This is a genomic window from Micromonospora sp. DH13 (genome assembly GCF_020873825.1).
Taxonomy (GTDB): domain Bacteria; phylum Actinomycetota; class Actinomycetes; order Mycobacteriales; family Micromonosporaceae; genus Micromonospora; species Micromonospora haikouensis.
The window spans coordinates 186,212-212,446 of the sequence record NZ_JAHWGR010000004.1 but is presented as its reverse complement, the minus strand read 5'-3'; the positions used below and the strand labels follow the sequence as shown (position 1 = coordinate 212,446).

The 26,235-nt window shown below is 73.2% G+C and carries 28 protein-coding genes; 17 read left to right on the top strand and 11 right to left on the bottom strand.

The genetic code is table 11. The features are described 5' to 3' along the window. Positions 1–104: 104 nt before the first annotated feature. The gene (locus LPA42_RS05740; protein WP_007455245.1) at positions 105–272 is read right to left on the bottom strand and encodes a DUF3117 domain-containing protein; all 168 of its coding nucleotides are present in this window, start codon (positions 270–272) and stop codon (positions 105–107) included. A gap of 190 nt (positions 273–462) precedes the next feature. Here LPA42_RS05740 and LPA42_RS05735 point away from each other — a divergent pair, with 190 nt between their 5' ends. After that, complete coding sequence (locus LPA42_RS05735) at positions 463–1,281, top strand: PaaX family transcriptional regulator C-terminal domain-containing protein (RefSeq protein WP_043961726.1); 819 nt, start codon at positions 463–465, stop codon at positions 1,279–1,281. After that, complete coding sequence (locus LPA42_RS05730) at positions 1,278–2,069, top strand: enoyl-CoA hydratase/isomerase family protein (protein ID WP_077935990.1); 792 nt, start codon at positions 1,278–1,280, stop codon at positions 2,067–2,069. The genes LPA42_RS05735 and LPA42_RS05730 overlap by 4 nt, the downstream gene beginning before the upstream one ends. A gap of 73 nt (positions 2,070–2,142) precedes the next feature. On the opposite strand, the gene LPA42_RS05725 is transcribed toward LPA42_RS05730, so the two are convergent. From LPA42_RS05725 to LPA42_RS05710, 4 genes are all read right to left on the bottom strand, one after another. Further along, entirely contained in the window at positions 2,143–2,907 is a 765-nt protein-coding gene (locus tag LPA42_RS05725) for a hypothetical protein (protein ID WP_077935989.1), read from the bottom strand. After that, positions 2,904–3,491 carry a DNA-3-methyladenine glycosylase I gene (locus tag LPA42_RS05720; RefSeq protein WP_077935988.1) on the bottom strand — a complete coding sequence of 196 codons (588 nt, stop codon included), beginning with the start codon at positions 3,489–3,491 and terminating at the stop codon, positions 2,904–2,906. Before LPA42_RS05720 ends, LPA42_RS05725 begins: the two co-directional genes overlap by 4 nt. A gap of 148 nt (positions 3,492–3,639) precedes the next feature. Beyond that, positions 3,640–4,137 (bottom strand): SRPBCC family protein, encoded by a 498-nt coding sequence (locus tag LPA42_RS05715; protein WP_074477038.1) that lies wholly within the window; start codon positions 4,135–4,137, stop codon positions 3,640–3,642. After that, on the bottom strand, positions 4,134–4,712 hold the full coding sequence (locus tag LPA42_RS05710) for a DivIVA domain-containing protein (protein ID WP_077935987.1): 579 nt from the start codon (positions 4,710–4,712) through the stop codon (positions 4,134–4,136). The genes LPA42_RS05715 and LPA42_RS05710 overlap by 4 nt, the downstream gene beginning before the upstream one ends. Before the next feature lie 235 nt (positions 4,713–4,947). On the opposite strand from LPA42_RS05710, the gene folP reads away from it, so the two are divergent. Further along, positions 4,948–5,817 carry a dihydropteroate synthase gene (folP, locus tag LPA42_RS05705; RefSeq protein ID WP_077935986.1) on the top strand — a complete coding sequence of 290 codons (870 nt, stop codon included), beginning with the start codon at positions 4,948–4,950 and terminating at the stop codon, positions 5,815–5,817. A 60-nt stretch (positions 5,818–5,877) separates the two neighbouring features. Here folP and LPA42_RS05700 read toward each other — a convergent pair whose 3' ends face one another. Beyond that, positions 5,878–6,255, bottom strand: coding sequence for an NADH-quinone oxidoreductase subunit A (locus LPA42_RS05700; protein WP_043961720.1), 378 nt, complete (start codon positions 6,253–6,255; stop codon positions 5,878–5,880). A gap of 107 nt (positions 6,256–6,362) precedes the next feature. Here LPA42_RS05700 and LPA42_RS05695 point away from each other — a divergent pair, with 107 nt between their 5' ends. The 3 genes from LPA42_RS05695 (at position 6,363) to LPA42_RS05685 (ending at position 10,923) form a co-directional block, all read left to right on the top strand. Next, positions 6,363–7,793: a hypothetical protein gene (locus LPA42_RS05695; protein WP_228986384.1), complete on the top strand. Its 1,431-nt coding sequence runs from the start codon at positions 6,363–6,365 to the stop codon at positions 7,791–7,793. A gap of 258 nt (positions 7,794–8,051) precedes the next feature. Continuing rightward, a complete protein-coding gene (locus tag LPA42_RS05690; protein ID WP_077935984.1) occupies positions 8,052–9,896 on the top strand; it encodes a 2-oxoacid:acceptor oxidoreductase subunit alpha in 1,845 nt (614 codons plus the stop codon). Beyond that, positions 9,889–10,923 carry a 2-oxoacid:ferredoxin oxidoreductase subunit beta gene (locus tag LPA42_RS05685; RefSeq protein WP_077935983.1) on the top strand — a complete coding sequence of 345 codons (1,035 nt, stop codon included), beginning with the start codon at positions 9,889–9,891 and terminating at the stop codon, positions 10,921–10,923. The genes LPA42_RS05690 and LPA42_RS05685 overlap by 8 nt, the downstream gene beginning before the upstream one ends. Before the next feature lie 96 nt (positions 10,924–11,019). Here the strand turns inward: LPA42_RS05685 and LPA42_RS05680 are convergent, their stop codons facing one another. Next, positions 11,020–12,039: a TrkA family potassium uptake protein gene (locus LPA42_RS05680; RefSeq protein WP_077935982.1), complete on the bottom strand. Its 1,020-nt coding sequence runs from the start codon at positions 12,037–12,039 to the stop codon at positions 11,020–11,022. A 212-nt stretch (positions 12,040–12,251) separates the two neighbouring features. Between LPA42_RS05680 and LPA42_RS05675 the strand changes: the two genes are divergently transcribed. Then, positions 12,252–12,896: a helix-turn-helix domain-containing protein gene (locus LPA42_RS05675; RefSeq protein WP_077935981.1), complete on the top strand. Its 645-nt coding sequence runs from the start codon at positions 12,252–12,254 to the stop codon at positions 12,894–12,896. Between the two features lie 138 nt (positions 12,897–13,034). Continuing rightward, positions 13,035–13,631 (top strand): ClpP family protease, encoded by a 597-nt coding sequence (locus LPA42_RS05670; RefSeq protein ID WP_077935980.1) that lies wholly within the window; start codon positions 13,035–13,037, stop codon positions 13,629–13,631. A gap of 260 nt (positions 13,632–13,891) precedes the next feature. On the opposite strand, the gene LPA42_RS05665 is transcribed toward LPA42_RS05670, so the two are convergent. Continuing rightward, positions 13,892–14,248: a helix-turn-helix domain-containing protein gene (locus LPA42_RS05665; RefSeq protein WP_043961714.1), complete on the bottom strand. Its 357-nt coding sequence runs from the start codon at positions 14,246–14,248 to the stop codon at positions 13,892–13,894. 158 nt (positions 14,249–14,406) lie between these two features. Here LPA42_RS05665 and LPA42_RS05660 point away from each other — a divergent pair, with 158 nt between their 5' ends. Then, positions 14,407–15,255 carry an SDR family oxidoreductase gene (locus LPA42_RS05660; RefSeq protein ID WP_077935979.1) on the top strand — a complete coding sequence of 283 codons (849 nt, stop codon included), beginning with the start codon at positions 14,407–14,409 and terminating at the stop codon, positions 15,253–15,255. A gap of 73 nt (positions 15,256–15,328) precedes the next feature. Here LPA42_RS05660 and LPA42_RS05655 read toward each other — a convergent pair whose 3' ends face one another. Continuing rightward, complete coding sequence (locus LPA42_RS05655; protein ID WP_077935978.1) at positions 15,329–16,195, bottom strand: AraC family transcriptional regulator; 867 nt, start codon at positions 16,193–16,195, stop codon at positions 15,329–15,331. A 160-nt stretch (positions 16,196–16,355) separates the two neighbouring features. Here LPA42_RS05655 and LPA42_RS05650 point away from each other — a divergent pair, with 160 nt between their 5' ends. From LPA42_RS05650 to LPA42_RS05635, 4 genes are all read left to right on the top strand, one after another. Next, entirely contained in the window at positions 16,356–16,574 is a 219-nt protein-coding gene (locus LPA42_RS05650) for a hypothetical protein (protein WP_077935977.1), read from the top strand. Between the two features lie 120 nt (positions 16,575–16,694). Next, complete coding sequence (locus LPA42_RS05645; RefSeq protein WP_077935976.1) at positions 16,695–17,966, top strand: ROK family transcriptional regulator; 1,272 nt, start codon at positions 16,695–16,697, stop codon at positions 17,964–17,966. Between the two features lie 17 nt (positions 17,967–17,983). Further along, complete coding sequence (locus LPA42_RS05640; protein WP_077935975.1) at positions 17,984–18,829, top strand: LacI family DNA-binding transcriptional regulator; 846 nt, start codon at positions 17,984–17,986, stop codon at positions 18,827–18,829. 159 nt (positions 18,830–18,988) lie between these two features. Next, the gene (locus tag LPA42_RS05635) at positions 18,989–20,527 is read left to right on the top strand and encodes a cellulase family glycosylhydrolase (RefSeq protein ID WP_228986383.1); all 1,539 of its coding nucleotides are present in this window, start codon (positions 18,989–18,991) and stop codon (positions 20,525–20,527) included. A 124-nt stretch (positions 20,528–20,651) separates the two neighbouring features. Here the strand turns inward: LPA42_RS05635 and LPA42_RS05630 are convergent, their stop codons facing one another. Continuing rightward, on the bottom strand, positions 20,652–21,950 hold the full coding sequence (locus tag LPA42_RS05630) for a hypothetical protein (RefSeq protein ID WP_228986382.1): 1,299 nt from the start codon (positions 21,948–21,950) through the stop codon (positions 20,652–20,654). A gap of 251 nt (positions 21,951–22,201) precedes the next feature. On the opposite strand from LPA42_RS05630, the gene LPA42_RS05625 reads away from it, so the two are divergent. Both LPA42_RS05625 and LPA42_RS05620 read left to right on the top strand, forming a co-directional pair. Then, complete coding sequence (locus LPA42_RS05625; RefSeq protein ID WP_077935965.1) at positions 22,202–22,411, top strand: hypothetical protein; 210 nt, start codon at positions 22,202–22,204, stop codon at positions 22,409–22,411. 363 nt (positions 22,412–22,774) lie between these two features. Next, positions 22,775–23,329, top strand: a complete 555-nt coding sequence (locus LPA42_RS05620) for a hypothetical protein (protein ID WP_077935963.1) — start codon at positions 22,775–22,777, stop codon at positions 23,327–23,329. Between the two features lie 517 nt (positions 23,330–23,846). On the opposite strand, the gene LPA42_RS05615 is transcribed toward LPA42_RS05620, so the two are convergent. Then, positions 23,847–24,515, bottom strand: coding sequence for an SRPBCC family protein (locus LPA42_RS05615; RefSeq protein WP_077935962.1), 669 nt, complete (start codon positions 24,513–24,515; stop codon positions 23,847–23,849). A 114-nt stretch (positions 24,516–24,629) separates the two neighbouring features. Between LPA42_RS05615 and LPA42_RS05610 the strand changes: the two genes are divergently transcribed. Both LPA42_RS05610 and LPA42_RS05605 read left to right on the top strand, forming a co-directional pair. Continuing rightward, on the top strand, positions 24,630–25,307 hold the full coding sequence (locus LPA42_RS05610) for a TetR/AcrR family transcriptional regulator (RefSeq protein ID WP_228986381.1): 678 nt from the start codon (positions 24,630–24,632) through the stop codon (positions 25,305–25,307). After that, positions 25,304–25,744 carry a hypothetical protein gene (locus LPA42_RS05605; RefSeq protein ID WP_144082537.1) on the top strand — a complete coding sequence of 147 codons (441 nt, stop codon included), beginning with the start codon at positions 25,304–25,306 and terminating at the stop codon, positions 25,742–25,744. The genes LPA42_RS05610 and LPA42_RS05605 overlap by 4 nt, the downstream gene beginning before the upstream one ends. Positions 25,745–26,235 lie beyond the last annotated feature (491 nt).

Sequence of the window (26,235 nt, the reverse complement as noted above, 5' to 3'; positions counted from 1 at the left end):
ACGCGCCCCGAGCCCAGGGTGAAGCCCTGAGCCACCGGCGGGGCCGGTGGCTCAGGGAGGTGTGAACCGCCCGCGCGACGAGCGCCGCGCGGACCGTTCCTCGGTCAGCCGGCGGCTGCCTTCAGTGCGTCACCGAGCGCGTTGGCCTCGTCGGGAGTCATCTCGACGACGAGCCGGCCACCACCCTCCAGCGGGACCCGCATGACGATGCCCCGGCCCTCCTTGGTGACTTCCAGCGGACCGTCGCCCGTCCGCGGCTTCATCGCCGCCATGTTGTCTCCCCTCAGACCTGCAACAGGGTCGGTGGGTTGCCCCACAGCCTCTTCGCCATCACCCACCGCGACGTGCACGGCGGTGTCGACCAACGATTTTCCCTGATGAACACCGCCGGACCCAAACCGAAGAGGCATTGATGTAACAGGACCTAGCTTATCTTGAGAAGGCCTGTCACAATGTGCGGTCATGCAGGCACGGTCGGCACTCTTCGACCTGTACGGCGACCACCTCCGACCCCGGGGTGGCCGCGCGCCGGTCGCCGCCCTGGTCAAGTTGCTCGCGCCGCTCGGGATCGCCCCACCGGCGGTGCGCACGGCGGTCAGCCGGATGGTCCGCCAGGGCTGGCTCGACCCGCTCCGGCTGGCCTCGGGGCCGGGCTATTCGATCACACCGAAAGCCGCACGGCGACTCGACGAGGCGGCCGCCCGGATCTACCGGACCGGTCGGATCAGCTGGGACGGACGGTTCGACATGCTCGTCCTGGACAGCCCCGCCTCCCGCCGGGAGCGGCAGCGGCTCGCCGCCAACCTGAGCTTCCTCGGCTACGGCGCCCTCGACGAGCAGACCTGGGTGGCCACCCGGCCGGCGGAGGACGTCGACGTCCTGCTCGAAGAGGCCGGCGTGCGGTACGAGCGGTTCACCGCCGCGCACGCCGCCGGCACCCCGGGCGCGATGGGCGTGGTCCGCCGCGCCTGGGACCTCACCGAGATCGGGCACGCCTACGAGCAGTTCGTCGCCGAGCAGCGCCCGCTGCTGGCCGCCGTCACCGTGCGCAGCGACGACGAGGAGGCGTACGCGGCCCGGTTCCGGCTCGTGCACGCATGGCGTACTTTCCTGTTCCGGGACCCGCAGCTCCCCCCGGCGCTGCTGCCCGAGCGCTGGCCCGGCACCGCCGCGGCCAGTTTCTTCGACCGACACGCGACCCGGCTGCGGCCGGCCGCCGACCGGTACGTCGAGCAGTGCCTCGACGCCACCAACCGTGAGAGAAGGGTCGTCAAGACGTGACCGAGCCGCTGCTCGTCGACCGCACCGACGCCGTCGTCACCCTGACCCTCAACCGCCCGACCGCGATGAACGCGCTCGACGTGGCGCTCAAGGAGGCGCTCCGGGACGCCCTGGCCGAGCTGGAGGCCGACCGGTCCTGCCGGGCCGTGGTGCTGGCCGGGGCGGGCGGCTCGTTCAGCGCCGGCCAGGACCTGCGCGAGCACGTGCAGATCCTGGAGTCGCCGGACGCGAACCCGCTGGACACCGTCCGGGCCCACTACAACCCGATCGCCGCCCGGCTGGCCAACCTGCCGAAGCCGGTGGTGGCCGCCGTGCGTGGGATGGCCGCCGGGGCCGGGGCGTCGCTGGCCTTCCTGGCCGACTTCCGCATCGGCGGGCCGAAGACCCGGTTCCTGATGGCCTTCGCCGGGGTGGGGCTCGCCGCCGACACCGGTGCCTCCTGGACGCTGCCCCGGCTGGTCGGCCACGCCAAGGCCGTCGAGCTGCTGATGCTCGCCGAGCCGGTCGCCGCCGAGGAGGCCAGCCGGCTGGGCCTGCTGACCCGCCTGCTCGACGACGACGAGCAGGTGCTGCCGACCGCCCAGGAGCTGGCCGCCCGGCTCGCCGCCGGCCCGACCGTCGCGTACGGGGCGATCAAGCGGCAGCTCTCCATCGCCGACGCCGGCACCCTCGCCGATGCCCTGGCCGCCGAGGCGCAGGCCCAGTCGATCTGCGGGGGCACCGCAGACCACCGGGCCGCCACCCTGGCCTTCGTCAACAAGCAGAAGCCCGTCTTCGAGGGCCGCTGAACCCGCCGCCCGGTAGGCCGCCGCACCCGCCGCCGGACGCAGCCGGGACGCGGCCGGGGTCGCCGGGGCCGGGTCAGTCGTCCTCCTCCGGGTCCTGGTTGGCCTCGGCCCCCAGCACGAACGCCTGCATCGCCAGCTCGTCGCCGGACGGCGAGACGAAGGCGGGCAGCTCGCGGGGGCCCAGGTCGCGCACGTAGGACCAGAACAGCCGGACGGCCTCCGCCGGCGTGGCCGCCTCGATCGGGAGGTCCAGGCTGACCAGCCAGGACCGGCGGGCCGGCGGCGGGCCGAGCCGCCCGACCAGCGCCCGGTAGGCGTCGGCGGGCAGGGCGGTGACCGGCCCGTCGAGCGCCAGCCCGTCGGCCGGCACCGGCTCGTCGAAGACCCGCCGGGTGTACGCGACCACGAACGCGCCGGAGGCCGGGTCGGACTGGGGGTCGTCGGGGTCCTCGCGGCGCTCGGCGGTGGCCCGGGCGACCCGGCCGAGGGCCACCAGCCGGAGCGGGTCCTCGGTCAGCACGGCCACGGCGTCACCCGGCCGGGGACCGGCGGTGGCGTCGGCGGCCCCGGCCCTGGTGGCGGTGGCCCCGGCGGCACCGACCCCGGCCCTGGTAGTGGCGGCGGTGGCGGGACCGCCGGCCGCGGCGTCGCCGGTCAGCCCGGTCAACCCGGTCAGCTCCAGCGTGTCGTGGTGGACGAGCCGCTCGGCCTCGTAGCGCCCCGGGGGGAGGAGCACGGCCCAGGCGGCGGCGCCCCGCCCGGGGTCGGGCCCGGCGGGGACCGTGCCGTCGGGGCGCTCGGGGACCGTGCTGTCGGGGCGGTCGTCGGTGTCGGTCATGGGGTCGATCCCATCACGCCGGTGACGTGGCAGCCGGCCAGGTGGTCGTCGACCATGCCGGTGGCCTGCATGAGCGCGTACGCCGTGGTGGGGCCGACGAACCGGAAGCCGCGCTTCTTCAGCGCCTTGGCCAGGGCCGTCGACTCCGGGGTCAGCGCCGGCACCTCGGCGAACGAGGCCAGCCGGGTGGCCCGGGACGGCGGCGCGTAGGACCAGAGCAGGGCGGAGAGCCCCTCGGGCAGCTCCAGGGCGGCCCGGGCGTTGGCGATCGCCGCCTCGACCTTGGCCCGGTTGCGCACGATGCCGGCGTCGGCCAGCAGCCGGGTCACGTCGGCCTCGCCGTAGGCCGCCACCGCCTCGATGCGGAAGTCGTCGAAGGCCAGCCGGAACGCGGGGCGCTTGCGCAGGATGGTCAGCCAGGACAGGCCCGACTGGAACGCCTCCAGGGTCATCCGCTCGTAGAGCGCGTCGTCGCCGCGCAGGGGTCGCCCCCACTCCCGGTCGTGGTAGGGGACGTAGTCCGGGGTGCTCGCCCCCCACGCGCAGCGGGCCAGCCCGTCCGCGCCGATCACCAGGTCAGTCACGGCTCACACGCTAGCCCGAGCCGCCGGCCGGGCAAGGGCGTGCCGGCGTGGTGGCGGTATCCGCCCCCTCGGGACCCCGCCATGTCGGCGACCTGGCGGTAACGCCCCGGCCGCACCCGACCCGCACCGGGCGGCGCGGTGGCGGCCGTCAGGGCAGGCGGCCCTGCTCGACCAGCCGGCCGAACTTCTTCAACGCCTGGGTGAGGCTGACCTTGGAGCCGGGCCAGAGCACCGGCCACGCCACCCGCCCGGCCGCGCCGCCCGGCACGTGGAACCACTCGTGCCAGACGACCTGGGTGCGCCCGCCCTCGATCTGGGTGCAGCGCAGCACCCCGGGACCGCGCAGCAGGCGGCCGCAGTGCACCACGCCGATCTCGTACGGTGCGTCGACCCGGACCACCCGCATCTCGTCGCGCAGGACCGCCGGCCCGAGCGAGGTGACCGCCTCCACGAGGCTGCCCTCGCCGCCGTCGCCCTCGACGACCCGGACGGTGGTGAACGGGATCCAGTCGGACTGCCGCTCCCAGGCCAGCAGGCCGGCGAACACCCGCTCGGCCGGCGCGTTGACGATCACCGTGGCGGTGACCTCGCCGGCGCCGGGCTGGGCCGCCTCGCGGAGGCCCTCGGCGTCCGCCGAGCCGGTCACGCCGGCTCCGACCCGACGGGGCGGTCGGTCGGCTCGCGGTCGCCGGCCTCGGGGGCGGCGGCGGTCACCGTGAGGTCGGCTCCGGTAGCGGGGACGGCGGCCGGGGCGGCGTCCCCGGTGGGGGCGTCGGCGGCAGCCGCACCGGTAGCGGCAGCGGCGGCGGGGGCGGCGGCAGTGCTGGGGGCGTCGGCCCCCGCTGCCTGCTCGGCGGCGGCAGCCGCCGCCTGCTCGCGGGTGTGCCGCAGCGCGTCGGCGTCGGCGACCCGTCCCTCGCGCAACGCGGTGACCTCCGCCTCCAGCACGCCGATCAGCTCGGACTTGTACCCGATGTCGTAGGCCGCCCGGCGCATCGCCTGGTCGACCTGGGACATCCGGTACCCGCGCGGCGCCGTGTCGAAACGGGCGTCGCCCACGTCGGACTCACGCAGCGGCCGGCTGACCGGCAGCGGAACGGCCCGCCCGTCCGGCTCGACCGGCGCGAGGCCGGGATCGCGGCCGGTGACCAGCACCGTCACCCCGAAGACCACTGCCGCGACGGTGAGCGCGACGACCAGCAGGAGCAGCACCTGACCCATGCAAGAGATCGTGGCACGCGAACGGGCCCGGAGCGACCCCGCCGGGCGGTCCTCCCACAGATCGGTGCGGATCTGTGCCGTCGTACCGCCAGGAAGGACCACCGGACGACCGGCTAGCGTCGGAGGCGGCCGGGTCGCCCGGCCGGCTACGGAAGACCGGCGGCCGCAAGGATCGACGGCCGCGACGGACCGGTGGCCGCGACGGATCGGCGGCTACGGGAGATCGGGAGGCGACATGGCCGGGGCGCTTCGGCTCGGAAGGCGGACCTTCGCGCCGGGCGAGCTGGTGGTGATGGCCATCGTCAACCGCACGCCCGACTCGTTCTTCGACCGGGGGGCGACCTTCGCGCAGGACAGCGCGCTGCGCGCGGTGGAGCGGGCGGTGGCCGAGGGCGCGGAGATCATCGACATCGGCGGGGTCAAGGCAGGCCCCGGCGACGAGGTGGACGTGGCCGAGGAGATCCGCCGCACGGTGGACACGATCGCCGCCGTGCGGGCCGCCTTCCCGGACGTGGTCATCTCCATCGACACCTGGCGGGCCGAGGTGGCGGTGGAGGCGGTCGCGGCCGGCGCCGACCTGCTCAACGACACCTGGTCGGGGGCGGACCCGGCGCTCGCCCGGGTCGCGGCCGAGACCGGGGCCGGGCTGGTCTGCTCGCACGCGGGCGGGCTGGAGCCGCGCACCCGACCGCACCGGGCGGCGTTCGCCGACGTGGTGGCCGACGTGGTCGCGACGGTCACCGGCCTCGCCGAGCGCGCGGTCGCCCTGGGGGTACGCCCCGACGGCGTCCTCATCGACCCGGCGCACGACTTCGGCAAGAACACCCGGCACTCCCTGGAGATCACCCGCCGGCTCGACGAGCTCTCCGCCACCGGCTGGCCGCTGCTGGTGGCCCTGTCCAACAAGGACTTCATCGGCGAGACGCTGGACCTGCCCGTGGCCGAACGGCTGGAGGGGACCCTGGCGGCGACCGCGCTGTCGGCCTGGCTGGGCGCGCGCGTGTTCCGTGCCCACCAGGTGGGGCCCACCCGGCGGGTGCTGGACATGGTGGCGTCGATCCGGGGCGACCGCCCGCCGACCGTCACCCGCCGCGGGCTGGCCTGACCGTCGGCCCCGGCCCGCCCGGGTGCCCGCCGCACCGTCGGCCGGGCCCGGCGTCGGCGTTCAGGTCCAGCGGAGGATGTTCTTGCGCCAGGCGTAGAGGATGCCCAGCGCCAGCACACCCACGAAGACGCCCATCTCGGCGACCGTGACGAGCCCGAAGCCGGGCCGGTCGAAGACCACCGCCCACGGGAACAGGAAGACCGCCTCGACCGCGAACAGCACGTACAGGTAGGCGTACACGTAGTAGCGGATCTGCATCTGGGCCCAGTCGCCGCCCACCGGGTCGAGGCCGCACTCGTAGCCGGCCCGCTTGCCGGGCGGGTCCGCCGGACGGGCGGGACGCAGCACCCGGTTCGCGGCGAACGCCACGACGAAGAAGAGGGCTGCGGCGAGCAGCAGGAGCCCGAGCGTCGCGTACGAGCCCAGGTAACCGGTCACGGTGGGTCAGCCTACCGTGCCGCGCCCGGCGCACGTTACGGAACTGTTTCCCGGCGGGACTAGTGCCGCCGGGCAACTGTTACCGACTATTGAACCGTCACCGACTGTTGGCGGAGGAGCTGGCCCGCGTGGACGTACGCCCCGTTCGGCGGGCAACCGACCGACGTCTCGCGACGCTGCTCGCCGCGTCCCTGACGGTCGGGCTGCTCGCCGCGGTCGCAGCGCTGCCCGGCTGGGCCACGGCAGCGCCGCCCCCGGCCCGCGCGGCGGCCGCGCCGGCGGACCCTCCGGCGGGGCCGGCCGGCGACCCCGGCGACGAGACCCCGCCGGTCGAGCCGACGCCGGCCGAGCCGACGCCCACCGAGGCCCCGCCGACCCTGCCCCCGCCGCCGGAGACCACCGCCCCGGCCCCCACCACCACCGGGCCGGCGCCCAGCACGCCGGCCGACCCCGCCGACCCGCCCACCACCACGGCGCCGGCCACCACCGCCGGGCCGTCGGCCCCGACCACCACCCCGCCGGTGCGCACGTCGGCCCCCGGTCCGGGCGCCCCGGCACCGGGCCGCCTCGGCGTGCGGGTGAGCACCGACGACGTCGTGCTGACCGACGCGTACTGGAACGCGGCCGGGACCACGACCACGCTGCGGATCACCGTGACCAACACCGGCGATGTCACCGAGCAGATCCGGCTCTCGTACACGCTGCCGGCCGGGATGACCGACGCGGGCACCGCCGGTTGCGCGCCGGCCGGGGGCGGCGGGCACCGCTGCGGCGCGTGGACGACGGCGGCCGGCGCGCGGTTCAGCACGCTGATCTCGGTGCGGGTCGACGGCGACGCGTGGCGGCGGATGCCGCTCAGCGGCGCGGTGCGGGTGAGCGCCACCGCCCCGGGGGTGGTGGCCGGGTCGGTCGACGACAACGAGGGCTTCGCGGTGCTCTTCCCGCCGGGCCCGCCGGTGCCGGGCATCGCGCTGCGGGCCGACGGGGTGGCGTTCGACATCAGCGGGAGCGCCAGCGAGCTGGCCGTCCGACTGGGCAACACCGGCAAGGTCGACGCGGACGGGCGGATCGAGGTGGTCCTGCCCGACGGCGTCACGATCCCGGCCCCGCCGGCCGGCTGTGCCGCGCTGAGCGCCACCCGCACCAGGTGCGACGTCGGCGCGGTGCGGGCCGGCGGGGCCGCCACCCTGCGGCTCACGGTCAGCGCGACCGCCGAGGCGCAGCGCGACGCGCCGCTGGCCGGCGCCGTGGTCGGCCGCCTCGACCCGCGCAGCGGGCAGGCCCGGCAGTTGCAGATGAGCTTCCGGATCACCGCGGCGGCCGCGATGGCCACCCCGATCGCGACGCCCGCCCCGGCCGGCTCCCAGGGGGTGCTCGCCGCGGCCGGGGCCGGCGACCGCCCCGGCGGCGGGCTCAGCACGGCGCAGCGGGGCGCGGTCGCCCTGATCGTGATCTCGGTGCTGCTGGTGGTGCTGGCGCTCGCGTTGGCCACCGTCTCGCTGCGTCGCCGGCTCACCGGCCCGTCCGGCGGCCGGTGATTCTGATTACGGCGGGCGGGGCAAACAGCCCCAAACCATGACGTAAGCGCCCGGAATCTGTTCCCAGTCGGCGGACCACTGGGCAAGCTCGACATCCCATCCGACGTAGGCTCTCGGGTAGGAACCCAGACCGGACCGGACCACCCACGGGCGGTGCGGGGCAGCGCTGTGTCAAGGAGGTCATGTGGCCGGGCAAGGCGAGGTCACCATCATGTTCAGCCGCCCGCGCGACCGCGCCGAGCGAAGCGAGGGGCAGGCGTGACGAAGCAGATCCGTCAACTCGACCGGGTGGTCATCCGGTTCGCCGGCGACTCCGGCGACGGCATGCAGCTGACCGGCGACCGGTTCACCTCGGAGACGGCCCAGCTGGGCAACGACATCTCCACGTTGCCCAACTTCCCCGCCGAGATCCGGGCCCCCGCCGGGACCCTGCCGGGCGTGTCGAGCTTCCAGGTGCACTTCGCCGACTACGACATCCTCACCCCGGGCGACGCGCCGAACGTGCTGGTCGCGATGAACCCGGCCGCGCTCAAGGCCAACCTGGCCGACCTGCCGCGCGGCGCGGACATCATCGTCAACACCGACGAGTTCACCAAGCGCAACCTCGCCAAGGTGGGCTACCAGGCCAGCCCCCTGGACGACGACTCCCTCGACGGCTACGTGGTGCACCCCGTCGCGCTCACCTCGATGACCGTCGGGGCGCTCGCCGACCAGCAGGTGTCCAAGAAGGACGCCGAGCGGGCGAAGAACATGTTCGCCCTCGGCCTGCTCTCCTGGATGTACTCCCGCCCGTACGAGTCGACCCTGCGCTTCCTGGAGCGCAAGTTCGCCAAGCGCCCCGAGCTGGTCGCGGCGAACGTCGCGGCGTTCCGGGCCGGCTGGAACTTCGGCGAGACCACCGACTCCTTCTCGGTGCGTTACGAGGTGAAGCCGGCGAAGATGGTGCCGGGCACCTACCGCAACATCACCGGCAACGCGGCGCTCTCCCTCGGCCTGGTGGCCGCGGGCGTCCGCTCCGGGCTGCCGGTGTTCCTCGGCGCCTACCCGATCACCCCGGCGTCGGACATCCTGCACGAGCTGAGCAAGCACAAGCGGTTCGGCATCGTCACCATGCAGGCCGAGGACGAGATCGCCGCGGTCGGCGCGGCGCTCGGCGCGTCGTACGGCGGGGCGCTCGGCGTCACCACCACCAGCGGCCCCGGCGTGGCGCTCAAGAGCGAGACGATCTCCCTCGCGGTGGCGCTGGAGCTGCCGCTGGTCATCGTGGACGTGCAGCGGGCCGGCCCGTCGACGGGCATGCCCACCAAGACCGAGCAGGCCGACCTCAACATGGCCCTGTACGGCCGGCACGGCGAGGCCCCCGTCGCGGTGATCGCCCCGAAGTCCCCGTCGGACTGCTTCCACGCGGCGATCGAGGCGGCCCGGATCGCGCTGACCTACCGCACCCCGGTGCTCCTGCTCTCCGACAACTACGTCGCCAACGGCTCCGAGCCGTGGCTGCTGCCCGACGTGGAGTCCCTGCCCGACCTGCGGGTCGAGTTCGCCACCGCGCCCAACGGCGACGACGGCACGTTCCTGCCCTACCTGCGTGACCCGCAGACCCTGGCCCGGCCGTGGGCCATCCCGGGCACGCCGGGGCTGGAGCACCGCATCGGCGGCCTGGAGAAGGCCGACAAGACCGGCGACATCTCGTACGACCCGGCCAACCACGACTTCATGGTGCGCACCCGGGCGGCCCGGATCGAGGCGATCCCGGTGCCGGACGTCGAGGTGGAGGACCCGGACGGCAACGCCCGGTTGCTGGTGCTGGGCTGGGGCTCGACGTACGGCCCGATCGGCGCCGCCTGCCGGCGGCTGCGTCAGCGCGGGCTCCCCGTCGCGCAGGCGCACCTGCGGCACCTGGCCCCGATGCCCGCCAACCTCGGCGAGGTGCTGCGCTCCTACGACCGGGTGGTCATCCCCGAGATGAATCTCGGCCAGCTCGCCCAGGTGATCCGGGGCAAGTACCTGGTCGACGCCATCGGCTACAACCAGGTCCGCGGCCTGCCGTTCACGGCCACCGAGCTGGAGACGATGCTGGAAGAGGTCCTGAAGAATGTCTGAGCCCGTCGCCCTCAAGCTCACCGCGAAGGACTTCAAGTCCGACCAGGAGGTGCGCTGGTGCCCCGGCTGCGGTGACTACGCGATCCTCGCCGCCGTGCAGCAGTTCATGCCGGAGCTGAACATCCCCCGGGAGCGGATCGTCTTCGTCTCCGGCATCGGGTGCTCGTCCCGGTTCCCGTACTACATGAACACCTACGGGCTGCACTCGATCCACGGCCGCGCCCCGGCGATCGCCACGGGCCTGTCGGTGTCCCGCCCGGACCTGTCCGTGTGGGTCGTCACCGGCGACGGCGACGCGCTGTCGATCGGCGGCAACCACCTCATCCACGCGCTGCGCCGCAACGTCAACCTGAAGATCCTGCTGTTCAACAACCGGATCTACGGCCTGACCAAGGGGCAGTATTCTCCGACGTCCGAGGTCGGCAAGATCACCAAGTCGACGCCGGCCGGTTCGGCCGACGCCCCGTTCAACCCGCTCTCGCTGGCCCTGGGGGCGGAGGCGAGCTTCGTCGGCCGCACCATCGACTCCGACCGCAAGCACCTCCAGTCGGTGCTGCGGGCCGCCGCCGAGCACCAGGGCTCGGCGTTCGTGGAGATCTACCAGAACTGCAACATCTTCAACGACGGGGCGTTCGACCAGCTCAAGGAGCCGGCCACCCGCGACGACTTCCTGATCCGGCTGGAGCACGGGCAGCCGATCACGTTCGGTGCCGAGGGCCGGTTCTGCGTCGTCCACCCGCCGGGCGGCTTCGGCCTGGAGGTGCGGGAGACCGCGTCGGTCCGCCCGGAGGAGATCGTCGTGCACGACGCGACGGTCGCCGACCCGGCGTACGCGTTCGCGCTGTCCCGGCTGCCCGGGCTCGACCTGAGCAACACCCCGATCGGCGTGTTCCGGTCGGTCGACCGCCCGTCCTACGACAGCGTGGTCCAGGCCCAGGTCGAGGAGGCGAAGGCGAAGGTCACCGAGACCCCGGAGCAGCAGCTCGCCGGCCTGCTGGGCAGTGGCGACACCTGGACGATCCTCTGATCCGTCCCGCGTAGGGACGACCCGTCAGGCGAGCGGAGGGCCCGTCACCGAATGGTGGCGGGCCCTTCGTCGTGGAGCGCGGCGGGCGGCGGGCGGTCAGCCCGGCGTGCCGGCGGGCTGGGGCCGGTCGTCGCGGACGTGCACGAGCATGTCGCCGGTCTCGATGACCGCGCCGGCCCGGTCGGAGAGCGTGACCACCTTGCCCCGGCGGACCAGCGCGATGACCAGGGTGTCGTCCAGCTCGCGCGGGGAACGGCCGACCTCGTTGCGCTCCGCCGAACGCATGGCCAGGGCCATGCCCTGGCCGGGGGTGAGCAGGTCCTCCACCACGTCGATCAGCGGCGGCGCGGAGGTGGACAGGCCGAGCAGCCGGCCCGCCGTGGCGGAGGAGACGATCACGTGGTGCGCGCCGCTCTGCTTGAGCAGCGGCGCGTTCTCGGCCTCGCGGGCCGCCGCGATGATCCGCACCTGCCCGGCGGTGAGCTGCCGGACGGTGAGCGCGACCAGCACCGACGCGTCGTCGCTGTCGGTCGCGATGATCACCGCCTTGGCGTTGCGCACGTGCGCCTCGTTGAGCACGGAGGAGCGGGTCGCCGACCCCTCGATCGCGACGAGCCCCGCCGAGGTGGCCTGCCGCAGCGACGCCGGGCTGCGCTCGACCACCACGATCCGGGACTTGTCGAGGCCGTTCTCCAGCAGCGCCGAGACCGCGCTGCGGCCCTTGGTGCCGTAGCCGCAGATGATGACGTGGTTCTTCACGCTCTTCCTCCACCGCGTCAGACGACGGCCGGTCCGGTACTGCTCGGTCAGGACTTCCAGGGTGGTGCCGACCAGGATGATCAGGAAGAGCACCCGGGCCGGGGTGACGAACAGGACGTTGACCAGCCGGGCGGACGGCGCCGCCGGCGTGATGTCGCCGTATCCGGTGGTGGAGAGGGAGACCACCGCGTAGTAGAAGCAGTCGAGGAGGGTGAGGCCGTCCTCGTTGACGTCGCGGTAGCCGTCGCGGTCGAGGTAGACCGCGGTGACGACCGCGAGGACCAGGCCCAGGGCGGCGGCCAGGCGCAGGCTCAGCGCGCTCAGCGGGCCCCGCCGCTGCGCGGGAAAGTGGATCACCGCGGGACCTGCTCCGCCTCCGTCGCCTGCACGTGCACAACATAGCGGGTACGCGCCGGACCGGCCCGGCAGGCCGGGACAACGCCGGTGGTCGGGAGCCGGTCGCCGCACCGGAAGGCGTCGGCGCAGCCGCCGTAGGGGCGGCGGGGTCGGTGTGTCGCCCGCCGAACCGGCATGATGGGAGCAGGAGCGCCCACCACGAGGAGGCCCGGATGTCGTTGCTGCGACGGGTGATCGGCAGCGTGCTGCGCCGGGTGCGGCAGCGCCAGGGCCGCACCCTGCGCGAGGTGGCCGAGGCGGCGGGGGTGTCCCTGCCCTACCTCTCGGAGGTCGAGCGCGGGCGCAAGGAGGCCAGTTCCGAGGTGCTGGCGGCGATCTGCCGCGCCCTCGGCATCGACCTGTCGGACCTGCTGGAGGAGGCCCGCGACGACCTGCGCCGGGTCGAGCGGCGGGTGCCCGCCGCGCCCCGGGTGGCGCTGGCCCGCCTGGACGAGGTGGTGCCGGTGGGCGGCGAGCCCGGCCCGCGCCTGCGCCTCGGCTTCCACGCCGACCCGGTCGGCCCGCAGCAGGGCGGGCCGCTGGTGGAGTGCCGCGTGCCGGTGTCCGCCGGCCGGGTGCTGCGGCTCGGCGGGGTCACCCCGACCGCGGGCGGCCGGCTGCTGCACGTCGGCGGGGCGGGCCTCGGCACGTCCGTGGTGTCCGTGGGCGGGGCGGTGGCGCACCCCGGCCCGGCCGTCCACGTCCTGCCGGTCCGGCTGTTCGCGTCCGCGCCGCTTCGGCGCCCCGCCGCGCGTACCGCGAGGGTGCTGGCCCGGCGGCGGGCCCGGGCGGGCCTGCGGCGGCTGACCGCCCGCTAGGCCCGGCCGGTTTCTGCCGTCGGCGGATCTGCCGCCGGCAGAAGCGCTGGGAACCACGCGCCCGGTGGGCGGACGCTGGGGGCACCGGTTCCCCTGGGCGGAGTCCGTCGCCCGCCGGCAGCGTGGAGGTCGATCACGATGATCAGGTACGACGTGTGGATGCGGGATGGTGGCCAGCCGTCCTTCGGCGACCAGGTCTTCCAGCGGCTGCTGAAGGAACGGATCATCTTCCTCGGCACGGAGGTCACCGACGAGTCGGCCAACCAGATCTGCGCACAGCTCCTGCTGCTGGCGGCCGAGGACAGCGAGCGGGACATCTACCTCTACATCAACTCACCGGGCGGCTCGGTCAGCGCCGGGATGGCCGTCTACGACACGATGCGGTACATCAGCAACGACGTGGCCACCCTCGCGCTCGGCATGGCCGGCTCGATGGGCCAGTTCCTGCTCTGCGCGGGCACCGCCGGCAAGCGGTACGCCCTGCCCCACTCGCGGATCATGATGCACCAGCCGTCGGGCGGGTTCGGCGGCACCGTCGCCGACATCACCATCCAGGCGGAGAACATGCTGCACGTCAAGCGCACGATGCACGAGCTGATCGCCCGGCACAGCGGGCGCTCGGTGGAGCAGATCCAGCAGGACTCGGACCGGGACCGCTGGTTCACCCCCGAGGAGGCCCGGGAGTACGGCCTGATCGACCGGGTGCTCAGCCGGGTCGACCAGCTGGCGGCCTGATCCCGGCCGGGTGACCGCCGGCCCGGCGCGGGGCGGGGCGGCGGCCCGGCGCGGGGCGGGGCGGCGGCCCGGCGCCGGATGGGGCGGCGGCGGCCGGACACGCCCCCTCGATCCCCGTGTCCGACCTCCGACCTCGCGAAGCCTATGTCCGGAGTGCGCCCGCCCGGGCACTTCGGGGGCGCAGCGCTTTACCGCCGATTCCCGTTACATCGCAATCCCACCGGGCGCGCCGCCCGCCACCGGGCCCCACGGGCGGCCCCTCAGCCGGCGGCGTCGTAGCGGGCGCGGGCGGCCTCGACCTCGCCGAGGTGCGTCGTCGCCCACGCCTCCAGCCCGCCCACCAGGTCGAGCAGGCTGCGCCCGAGGCCGGTCAGCGCGTAGTCGACCCGGGGCGGGACGGTCGCGTACGCGGTGCGGGTGATCAGGCCGTCGCGTTCCAGGCCGCGCAGCGTCTGGGTGAGCATCTTCTGGCTCACCCCCTCGATGCGCCGGGCCAGCTCGCTGAAGCGCTTCCCGCCGTCGGCGAGGGTGAGGACGACGAGCACGCTCCACCGGTCGCCGATCCGGTCGAGGACCTGCCGGCTGCCGCAGTCGCGGGCGAAGGGAGTGGGTTCCACGCTCTAACTCTCCATCAGATAGTGCCTTACTTCAAGGTGCCTACTCTCCAACGGGAAGTAGCGGCGGAAGCTTCCCGTTGCACCGGACGACGGATCGTCCGACCCGGAGCACGGCCCCCGACCAGGGGACCGTCTCCGGCATCGAGAGGGAGCACACCATGTCCATCGTCGTCACCGGAGCCACCGGCCACCTCGGCCAGCTGATCGTCGCCGCGCTGCTGCGGCGGGGCGTGCCCGCCGGGGAGATCGTGGCGCTCGGCCGGGACGCCGGCAAGCTCGCCGACCTCGCCGGGCACGGGGTGAACACCCGGCAGGTCGACTACACAGACCCCGAGTCGCTGCGCACAGCGTTCGCCGGGGCCGACAAGCTGATGTTCGTCTCCGGCAGCGAGGTCGGGCAGCGCGCCACCCAGCACCACAACGTCGTCGCCGCCGCCCGCGAGGCCGGCGTCGGGCTGGTCGTCTACACCAGCATCGCCAACGCCGACCGCTCCGGCATGGTCCTCGCCGGGGAGCACCTCGCCACCGAGCGGGAGATCACCGCGTCGGGCCTGCCGTACGTGATCCTGCGCAACGGCTGGTACCTGGAGAACTACACCGGCCAGCTCTCGACGTACCTCCAGTTCGGGGTGACCGGCGCGGCGGGCGACGGGCGGGTCAGCGCCGCGACCCGCGCGGACTTCGCCGAGGCCGCCGCCGCGGCGCTCACCGGCGCCGCGGAGACCAACCGGGTGTACGAGCTGGGCGGCGCGGCGTTCACCCTGACGGAGCTGGCCGAGGAGGTGTCCCGGCAGACCGGTCACGCCGTCGGCTACACCGACCTGCCGGCGGAGAAGTTCACCGAGGTGCTGGTCTCCGCCGGCCTGCCCGAGGGCTTCGCCGCCGTCCTCGCCGACAGCGACCTGGGCCTGGCCCGGGGCGAGCTGTACGTCGAGGGCGACGACCTGGCGAAGCTGATCGGCCGCGAGCCGACCACGCTCGCCGAGGCGCTGCGCGCCGCGCGCTGAGCCGCCGCATCCGGACAGCCGCGTCGGGCCGCCGCGCCGGCCCCGTCCGCCGTTCGCGGGCGGGGCCGGCGGCTCAGGCCGGGACCCGCTCCACCGGGACCCACAGCTCGGCGTCGGCCCGCGAGCCGTCGGAGGACACCCGGGCCCGGAGCATCTCCGGGCCCGGTCGGCTGCGGTACGGGTTCGACGGGAACCACTCCGTGAAGACGTCCCGCCAGAGGTGCTGGAGGGCCTGCGGGAACTCGCCCGAGGTGGAGAAGACCGCCCAGGTGCCGGCGGGCACCGGCATGGCGTCCAGGTCCCGCGGCGGGGTGGCGGCGGTGACCACGGCGTGCCAGTAGTCCAGCTCGGTGCCCTCCTCCCGGTTGACCCCCAGCTTGTCGCTGACGTTGACGATGCCCTGCGGCTCCTGGTCGGAGAGGGCCGCGATCCGCTCGGCCGTCCCGGCGTCGATGCTCTTGACGAACGCCACGATCGCCGGGTTCAACCCCTCGTACACGAGCGGGACGCGGGCCTTCCGCCCGACCAGGTGGAAGGCCCCCTTGTCGGCGATGCGGTACCGCATGCTGGATCTCCCCTCGACGACGAGCCGGAAGGACATCCGGGGCTGCGACCGCAGGGCGGCGCCGTTGCGCCGGGCCTCGCCGGGGCCGACCCCGTGCACGGCCTGGAACGCCCGGGCGAACGCCTCCCCCGACCCGTACCCGTACCGGAACGCGATGTCGAGCAGCGTCCGCTCCCCCGCGAGCACCTCGGCGGCGGCGACGGTGAGCCGGCGACGCCGCACGTACTCCGACAGCGGCATCCCGGCCAGCGCCGAGAACATCCGCCGGAAGTGGTGCTCCGACGTCACCGCGATCCGCGCCAGCTCACCCACCTCGATCCGCTGGTCGAGATGCCCCTCGACGTACGCCATCGCCTCGTTCAGCCGGTCCAGCACCCGGAACTCCCCTTCCTGCCGCCAGAAACCACGGGATCACGCGTACCAGACATCCTGGGCCCGACCCGCCGGGACGGCCGACCCGCCCCGGGCGGTCCGTGCGAGATTCCCTCACCGTCGTGGCTGCCGCCGCACCCGCGCCTGCTGGTACGGTCGCGATGTGATCGTCGAGGAGCACTGGTGGAACGGGGACGCGACCAAACGAGGACGTCGCGACGTCTACATCCGCACCGATGGTCAGCGCTGGGAGGTCCAGGCGCAGATCGGTGGTGAGCAAGGCCGCTCGAAGGTGCTGGAATGCTCCAGCCACAGTTCCGCGAGCATCCTCGCGGGGGCGTGGCGCGGAGGCAGCTCGGGCTGGCGGGAACTGCGGCGCTGAGCGTCGCCCAGCGGGGCTCTGGCGGCCGGGCCTGACCCGCCGGCCGCCAGCAGGCGTGCGCGGCGGCAGCGGCGAACGCCTATGCTCTGCGGGGGAGTCGGACGGCGTGACCGGGGAGCAGTGAGCGGACCGAGAGCGGACAAGCTGCCGCACGCGAGCAGCAAGGCCGCGGTGCTGGACGCCATCCGGGCGGCCGGCACGATCAGCCGGGTGGGCCTGATCAGCGTGACCGGCTTCACCGCGCCCACCATCTCCAACCTCGTCCGTAAGCTCATCGACGAGGGCCTGGTCGTCGAGACCGGCCACGCCGAGTCGACCGGCGGGAAGCGGCGGGTCCTGCTCCGGCTCAACCACACCTCCCGGTACGCCGTGGGCGTGTGCCTCGGCCAGGGGGTCATGACGTACGTCCTGACCGACCTGACCGGGGTCGTGGTGGCCCGGATCTCCCGGCCGGGCGTCGGCGCCGAGGCGCCCGCGACGGTCGTCTCCCGGATCGCGGCCGAGATCCCGACCCTGGTCGACAGCGTCGGCGTGGAGCGGGCGCGGCTGGTCGGGGTGGGCCTGGTCTTCCCCGGCCCGCTCACCGGCCGGGGGGTCGCCGGCCTCAACCCCGAGCTGCGGCACTGGCGGGAGTACCCGCTCGGCGCGGCCCTGGAGCAGGCGACCGACCTGCCGGTGGTGCTGGACAACGACGCCACCGCCGCCGCCCTGGGCGAACACTGGGCGGGCGGGTTCGGCACGGCGAGCGCCGCCGCCGCCCTCTACATGGGCAGCGGCCTCGGCGCCGGGCTGGTCATCGACGGGATCACCTACCGCGGCCCGAGCGGCAACGCCGGCGAGCTGGGGCACGTCTGCGTGGACGCGGACGGCCCGCGCTGCTGGTGCGGGGCCCGGGGGTGCGTGGAGGCCGTCGCCGGGCCCGCCGCCGTGGTCGCGGCGGGGCGGGCGGACGCGGGCCTGGCCGGGGCGCTCGGCCTCACCACCGGCACCGGACCCGCGGCGGTCGCCCGCGACTTCGCCGCGATCGGCCGCGCCGCCCGGCGCGGACAGCGGCGGGCGCTGGCGCTGTGCGAGAGGTCCGCCCGGTACGTCGCGGCGGCCGCCCGCACCCTCGCCAACGTGATGGACCTGGAGGTCATCGTCCTGACCGGGCCCGGCTTCGCCGTCGCCGGTTCGGTCTACCTGCCCGTGCTGCGCCAGGAGCTGCACACCGTCTTCTCCCGCTCCGCGCACGCCGTCGACGTACGGCTGTCCCGGTCCGCCGCCACCGCGTCCGCCGTCGGGGCCGCCGCCCTGGTCCTGGAGTCCGAGCTGGTGCCGTTCCACCGCGGGCTCCGGGTGTCGGAGAGCCTCGACGGGGAGTTCGCGCCGCTGCCCGGATCGGCCCGCTGACCTGCGATGGGGGTGCGATGAGCACGACGAGCGCGGTCGGCCTGGTGCTCGCCCGGGCGCCCCGCCTGCTCGGCGCCGAGCCGTTCTTCATGGAGTTCATCTCCGGCATCGAGGAGTGCCTCGCCGAGCACGGCCGGTCGGTGCTGCTGCACATCGTCGCCGACCACGCCGCCGAGATCGCCGCCTACCGCCGGTGGGCGCAGCTCCGGCTGGCCGAGGCCGTGGTGCTGGTGAACCCGACCGCCGGGGATCCCCGGCCGGCGGTCCTGCGCGAACTCGGCCTCCCCGTGGTCGTGGCCGGCGAGCCCGACGGCGACGCCCCGGCCGTCCGGCGGGACGACGTCGGCTCGGTGCGGGCGGCGGTCGCGCACCTGGCCGGCCTCGGGCACCGCCGGATCGCGCGGATCAGCGGGCCGGACACGCTGCGGCACACCCGCACCCGCACCGCCGCGTTGCTGGCCGCCGCGGGCCCGGCCGGCATCGACGCCGTGGTGCTGACCGGCGACTACTCGGAGGAGTCGGGCGCGGCCTTGACCGCCCGGCTGCTGCGCGACGGCGACCCGCCCAGCGCGATCATCTACGACAACGACCTGATGGCGGTCGGCGGCCTGGACGTGGCCGGGGAGCTGGGCCTCACGGTCCCCCGCGACCTGAGCCTGCTCGCCTGGGACGACTCCAGCCTGTGCCGCCTGTCCGCCCCGCAGCTCACCACGATGAGCCTCGACGTGCACGACTTCGGCGAGCTGGTGGCCGGCTCCGTGCTCGCGCTGCTCGACGGCGCGCCGGTCAGGGAACGGTGGTGCCCCACCGAGACGGTGATCGTGCGGCAGACCACGGCCCCGCCGCCCGGCGGGCTTGAGTAGCGCCCGCCCGCCCGCTCGCCTGCCTGCCGCCTGTCTGCCTGTCTGCCTGCCGCCGGGCGGGCGGGCGGCGCAGTCGCGAGCTTGACTTAGTGAGGTAAATAAACAAAGATCTTCGATGCGCTCCCATCGACGATCCCCTCTCGACCACGAGGAGATCAGATGAGACATCGTCATGCCCTGATGGCCGTCGGCACCACCGCGACCCTGGTCGCCGCCGGCCTGGCCGGGCTCACCTTCCCCGCCGCAGCGGCGGCCACCGGCTGCTCCGTGGCATACACCGTGCAGAGCCAGTGGACAGGCGGGTTCAGCGGGAACATCGCCATCACCAACCTCGGCTCCGCGGTCACCGGCTGGACGCTGACCTTCGACTTCCCGACCAGCGGCCAGCAGGTCACCCAGGGCTGGAGCGCCACCTGGTCGCAGTCCGGCACCCGCGTCTCGGCCGCCAGCCTGAGCTGGAACGGGTCGCTGGGCACGGGCGGGTCGACCGCGATCGGCTTCAACGGCTCGTGGAGCGGCAGCAACCCCGTGCCGACGTCGTTCGCGCTCAACGGCACGACCTGCACCGGCTCGGTGACGTCGCCGACCCCCGGGCCGACCACCACCCCGCCCCCGACGACCCCGCCGCCCACCACTCCGCCGCCCACCACTCCGCCGCCCACGACCCCGCCGCCGACCGGTGCCGCGCCCGCCCTGAAAGTCTCCGGCAACCGGCTGGTGACGGCGAGCGGGGCGACCTACCGGCTGCTCGGGGTCAACCGGGCCAGCGGTGAGTTCGCCTGCGTGCAGGGCAAGGGCATGTGGGACAGCGGGCCCGTCGACCAGGCCTCGGTCAACGCCATGAAGGCGTGGAACATCCGCGCCGTGCGGATCCCGCTCAACGAGGACTGCTGGCTCGGCCTCTCCGGCTCGCCCAGCGGCGCGACGTACCAGCAGGCCGTCAAGGACTACGTGAACCTGCTCGTGGCCAACGGGATCAACCCGATCCTCGACCTGCACTGGACCCACGGGCAGTACACCGGCAACATCTCCGCCTGCGCCGACGTCAACGCCACCTGCCAGAAGCCGATGCCCAGCATGCAGCACACGCCGCAGTTCTGGACCGGCGTGGCCAACGCGTTCAAGGGCAACAACGCCGTCGTGTTCGACCTGTTCAACGAGCCCTACCCGGACGCCGCCAACAACTGGTCGGACATGGCTGCCGCGTGGCGCTGCCTGCGCGACGGCGGCACCTGCACCGGCATCACCTACGAGGTCGCCGGCATGCAGGACCTGGTCGACGCCGTACGGGCCACCGGCGCCGGCAACGTCCTGCTGGTCGCCGGCCTGACCTGGACCAACGACCTGAGCCAGTGGCTCAACTACAAGCCGAACGACCCGCTCGACAACATCGTGGCGTCGTGGCACTCGTACAACTTCAACGCCTGCGTCACCGTCAGCTGCTGGGACAGCCAGATCGGCGCCGTCGCCGCGCAGGTGCCGGTGCACGCCGGCGAGATCGGCCAGGACACCTGTGCCCACGACTACATCGACCAGGTGATGACCTGGCTGGACTCCAAGCGCATCGGCTACACGGCGTGGACCTGGAACCCCTGGGGATGCAGCGGCGGCAACGTCCTCATCCAGGACTACGACGGCACCCCCACCAGCACCTACGGTGAGGGCTACAAGGCCCACCTGCTCTCCGTGACCCCGTAACGGCGCCACCAACCCGCCGGCCGGCGCGCCCCGCGAGTGGGGGGCGTGCCGGCCGGCGACGTGCGTGGTTACCGGGCCGTACCGGCGGGGTGGCGGGGTGGGCCGACCACCCCCGGTGGAACGCTCACGCCGGCCGGCAACGACGCAGCACGCCGTCGGCGACGGCGGCGAGTTCGCCGGTGCCCCGGTGCAGGCAGGTCGGCACGAAGCCGGGCACCGTGCCGGTGCGGTGACCGGTGAGCGGGTCCCAGACGTGCAGGCCGTCGGGGTGCGCCGAGTAGAGCCGCCGGCCGTCGGAGAACCAGTCCCCGGCGGGGCCGGCAAAGGTGGCCAGCTCGCGGCCCGAGGCCACGTCGAACAGGCGTACGCCGGGCAGGATCGTCTCGTCGTCGTCGCCGATGCCACCGACGGCCAGCAGGTCGTCGCCGACGAAGCAGAGCGGCCCGTTCCAGTAGTAGTCGCGGAAACACAGCCGCTGGCGGGTCGGCCCGTCCTCGGACTCCCACACGTTGCCGTCCAGCCAGGGGCGAAGCTCCCACACCGAGGGCTCGCCGACCGGGTGCCAGATCCAGCCGTCGTCGGCGATCATCCGGCTGCCGGGCGAGCAGAGCAGCCGGCCGTGGAAGTAGTCGAGATGGTGCGCCGGCCGTTCCTGCTCCGACGTCTTCTCGATCTCACGCGCGGTCAGCAACTCCCCGGTGGCCGGGTCGCTGACGTCGAGCCGGTTCCAGCGGGTGCGGTGCACCACCAACGGCCGGTCGTCGACCCGCGCGAAGGCCAGCGAGAACGGCACCGTGTTCGCGTGGTAGTCCCCGCCGTCGAGCGCCAGCGTCACCACACCACCCCGACCGAGGTCCACCACCCGCCCGTGCCGACCGTAGTCGTCGACCACGGCGGCGAAGCGGCCACAGGCGGAGGCGTGCAGCCTGCGCCGAAGTTGCCGGTCCATCCATGGGGTGTGCCCCGGCTCGTCGACCAGCTCGACGGTCGCCAACACCGTGACCCGGTCGTTGTCCGGGTCGAGCTCGACGATGGTGCCGTCGGCGGTGAGCGCCAGCCATCGGGAGCCGTCGGCGTCGTCGATCGGAGCGAGGTCGACCACCTGCCCCGACGACGGCGGCAGCGACCAGCCCGACACCGTCGCGTCCAACGGTTCCGGCCGTTCCAGGATCTCCGGCTCGCCGCGCCACCCGAGCATCTCCCCGTCCTCGACGAGCCGGTCGACGCATCCCTCGCACACCACGACCAGCACGGCCGGCTGGCCGGCCTCGTCGCACTCCCGGCAGACCAGGTCGAACTCCATCCCGCGCCCGGTCAGCACCCGGAGGCACGCCACGTCCCGGTCTTCGGGTACGGCGACCAGGTGGGAACACACCCGGCTGGTGGCCGCGTCCGCCGGATGTCCACAGAAGAGGGTCAGCACGGGCAGCACGATATCCGCCCTGGTTGTCCTCCGCTCCGGGGCGCGTCTACTGGGCACCGCGACGATGCGGGCATGCATCAGCGCGTACGAGGGACGGTGCACGGCCGAGAAGAGGCGGCACGACTCCGCCGGCACCTTGACCGCCCACCGCGGGCTGACGCTGTTCGCGCTGGCGCTCGTCCTGTCCTCGGCCCGGCCTCGCTGCCACCTGCGGTAGCCGGAACTGGCGCGCGTCCCGTAGCGTTGATGACATGACAACACTGGTGGTGACGCTCGCGATGTTCGTGGTGTTGCTGCTTGCGATTGTCGCCTTCGTGACTCGACGCGACCGCGCGAAGCTCACGTCGGATCAGGATTCGGCTGCGGTCCGTCAGGCGAGTGCCGACCAGCACAGGCACGAGGCAGAGCGTCACATCGCCTCGGGCATGGCAGCGAGACACCACAATCCGTCCAGTACGTAGCGCAGGCTCGCCCGATTCGGGCAGCATCCGTCGCCCTGAGGCGCGGGAGGCGCCGATCCCGCCGGAGCTGGTGGCGATCCTGCGGGCGCATGTCGACCGGTTCGGAGTGGGCGCCGACGGGCGGCTGTTCCGCAGTGGAGTGCCGACCCTCGGTGCCTTGGACGTAGATCTCGCAGATCGGAAGGAATACCTCAGTGATGCCACCGAGGCGCAGTGGGCGCTGATCGGGCCGTTCCTGCAGGCCTGGAAGGCCAGGCGAGCACCGTGCGGAGCCGATGCCAGAAATAGCTTGACGCGCCAACGCCCATCGCGCATGGTCGATGCATATCGATGGTTCCGAATGTCTTGGCATGGGGAGAACTGATGAAGGCTTTCGTCACCACCGCCTTGGCTGCGACCCTGCTGCTCCTCGCTACGGGCGGCGTGTCCGACGCCCGGCCGGCGGCCGACGCGCCCTGCACCGGGCAGATCCACGCAAACCCGGGGTTCGAGCTCGGCGCCACCGGCTGGACAGCCGGCCCGCGCATGGTCGTGCTCGGCGACTCGATCCGGCCCGCACACACCGGCCTCGCGTACGCCGCCTTCGCCGGGCTGGACGTGACGCGTTCCGATTTGCTACGCACCACCGTCACGGTGCCGGCCGGCTGCGACCTGACGGTCCGCTTCTGGGTTCGGACCATCACCACGGAGACCAGCCGCAGCGACTACCTGAACGTCGGGCTGGCAGTCACCGGGATACCCCCGAAGACGAGGTTCTCGCTGGCCTTCGACGGCGGGGCGCAGTGGCGGCAGTACAGCATGTCGACCGGGACGGCGACGACCGAGCGCACCGCGACTGCCAGCTTCCTCGCCAGCGAGACTGCTGGCAACGGCGCCACGGCCTTCGACGTCGACGACGTCACCTTCACCTTGAGCTGACCACGACGGGACCCCAGGACCAGCACCGCCAGGCTCACCGCCACACACACGGTTCAGGACGGCGACAGCGGCAGCGTGACCACTGTGGCCCTGAACTGGGCCGGTCGACTACTCCTGGCTCCGCGCGCCAAGATCGTTGCCCGCACTCTGCACGAAGCGCTGCGGACGCCCGAGGACGGGCGGAGGCCGCCCGCAGGGCAGGCCGCGAGCGCGACGGTTACCCCTGTCCTGCAAAGATCAAGACTGCTGTACGCGTACCGCTCCTCCGCCTCAAGCCCATCTCCACCGTGAGTCCGCACACCGGTGAGCAGGACTGTTCGGCTCCGCCCGGGCCTGCGATGGAGGTGGGCGGCCCCATCTCTGTCGAAGATCCCCGCCGGAGGCATCGGTTCCGGTCCTTGGCGGAGTCTGCAATCGGCCGACCCGCCGGCCGATTGCCGGCGTTTGCGCCGCCAGCAGGCCGAGCGGTGGCGCCCGGCGCCGTCGTGAGCGCCGGGCAACACCGCGTACGTGAGGCTCACGCGGTGCGGGTCCTGCCGCACTGCTCGGCGCCGGCGGCGTTCGTGAGATCGCTCAGCCAGGCTTCGAGGCCGTAGCCGAGATAGGCGGTGGAGGTCGCCACATCCGCTTCGACCTGGGCACCGGTCCAGGTCTCCTCGGTGCGCACCAGCACGCCACCCTTGACGGGCGTGAAGTTCCAGACGTGGACGCCCATGTCGATGCGGAGGCCCTCACCGACTGCCGGCCCGGACCAGCGGATGCACGTGTTGCGCTTGAGCTGGTGGACGGTGGACGTGATGGACAGGGTCGTGGCAGGAGTGCTCGGCGTCTCGGGTACGGGGGTGGTCCACCGGAACTGCGAGCCAGGGCGCAGCGCTCCGCGGTCCAGCCGTTCGGCGCTTGTGACTACCGGCTGCCACGACGGCCAGTGCTCCACGTCGGTCTGGAGCTTCCAGATGGTGTGCAGCGGTGCCTCGATCAGGGTTTCGGTCCGGTACCGAATCTTGGCGGCCGGGTCGACCCCTCGACCGGCGCAGGTCAGCGGAGCCGAGGCCGATGGGATCGACCCGGCAGGGCCGCCGGCGGTTGCGGCGGAGGCTGGCGATGGCACACCGAGAGCCCCGATCGCGAACAGCGGGATCGCGAGCACTGCGGACAGTCGGGCGCCGCGGCGGGATCTGATCATCGTCCGTCTCCTTGTTCAGGGGCGAGCACCAGGAAAGTTACCCAGCATCGCGTTAGTTACAGGCTATAACTCGCATTGAGCTACCGTCAATAGCGGCAGTGATAGCCTGTAACCGTGACCGTGGATGGATCGAGCGACAGCGAGGTGGTCGGGCCGCGCGAGCGCTACCGGGCTCAGATGCAGGCCGAAATCAAGCAGCACGCGTGGGAGCAGATCGCCACGGTCGGCGTGCCTGCGCTGTCGCTCAAGGCGATCGCCAAGCAGTTGGGCATGAGCGGGCCTGCTCTCTACCGGTACTTCGCCAGCCGCGACGACCTGATCACCGCTCTCATCAGGGACGCGTACCACGGTCTCGCCGACGCGCTGCGCACCGCGTCCCACAACGGCGCCGACCTCGCGATGCTGGCTCAGGTCGTACGCGACTGGGCCCTGGTCAACCCACACCGGTACCTGTTGATCTATGGCACTCCGGTTCCTGGCTACCGCGCACCCGACGACACCACGGCCATCGCCAGCGAGATCATGACGATGATCATCGGCGCCTGCCGGAGGGACCACGCCGACCCGTCCGACACTCCGTTCAAGGCGCACCTCGACAGCCATCGGCAGTGGGCGGGCGACGATTCCGTGCCGGCGGCGGCCCTCCGTCGGGCACTGGCCTTCTGGACGCGGCTGCACGGCGTGCTGTCGCTGGAACTCGCCGGCCAGTTCGTCGGCATGGGCTTCGACCCGGCGCTCCTGTTCGCCGACGAGGTCGACGAACTGACGACTCGTGCGACCATGGGCGGGTGACGATCTTCGCCTGCCTCGTCTGCGGGATGCCGCTGACCGGTGACCTGGCGGAGACGGCACTGTCCGGTGAGCCGTCAGGGCAGGCGGCCAACGATCATGACGTACCCGTCACGCGGGTGCGGCCCGGCAGGTTCGCCGTCGACCCGGAGCCCTTCGGTCCTCCGTACGTACCGACGACTGCCGATCCGCGGGTGCACGTGTCCGACGGACCTCGGGGCACCATCCTGGTGAACCCGCACGACGTTCATGGCCTCGGCCCTCATCCTGACCCGAGCCGGCGCAACGGGTGCTGCCGACTCGACGGCTTGGACGGACCGAATCTCGTGTGCCGCGGGTGCGGCAGCGAAGTCGCGACCGAGCAATCTGACTGCTGGGTGAGCTGGCACGACCTTCGACTGCAGCCAGCGGCGGTGACGGCATCACGCCGAGCGCGTTGAAGGACGTTCCACACCTGATGCCACATCGATCAACCGGCCGGACATGCCACGCTGGGCGATCATTGCACGCAGTCTGCACGGACAGCTGTAATCGGCGGCTTCGGATGGCATCGGATGATCAATCAATGCGGGAACGTATCCGCTGCTCAGGTGGCGCTTCTGCTGATCTTCGAGGTGCCCCCGGCAGGATTCGAACCTGCGACACACGGTTTAGGAAGGCGACAGCGGCAGCGTGACCACTGTGGCCGTGACCTGGGCGGGCCGGCTGCTTACCGGCTCCGCCCGTCAAGATCATTGCAGGCATTCTGCACGAGGCGCTGCGGACGCCCGAGGACGGCCGGAGGCCGCCCGCAGGGTAGTCCGCAGCGCGGGACAAACTCCCAGATCCCGCGTTGCAAGATCAAGGCTCATGTCAGCTAGCGTGCTGGCCTGCTCGCCGTGTCTCCCTCCGCCAGCCCCGGACCGCGCCCGTCGGCTGGCTTAGCGGTACG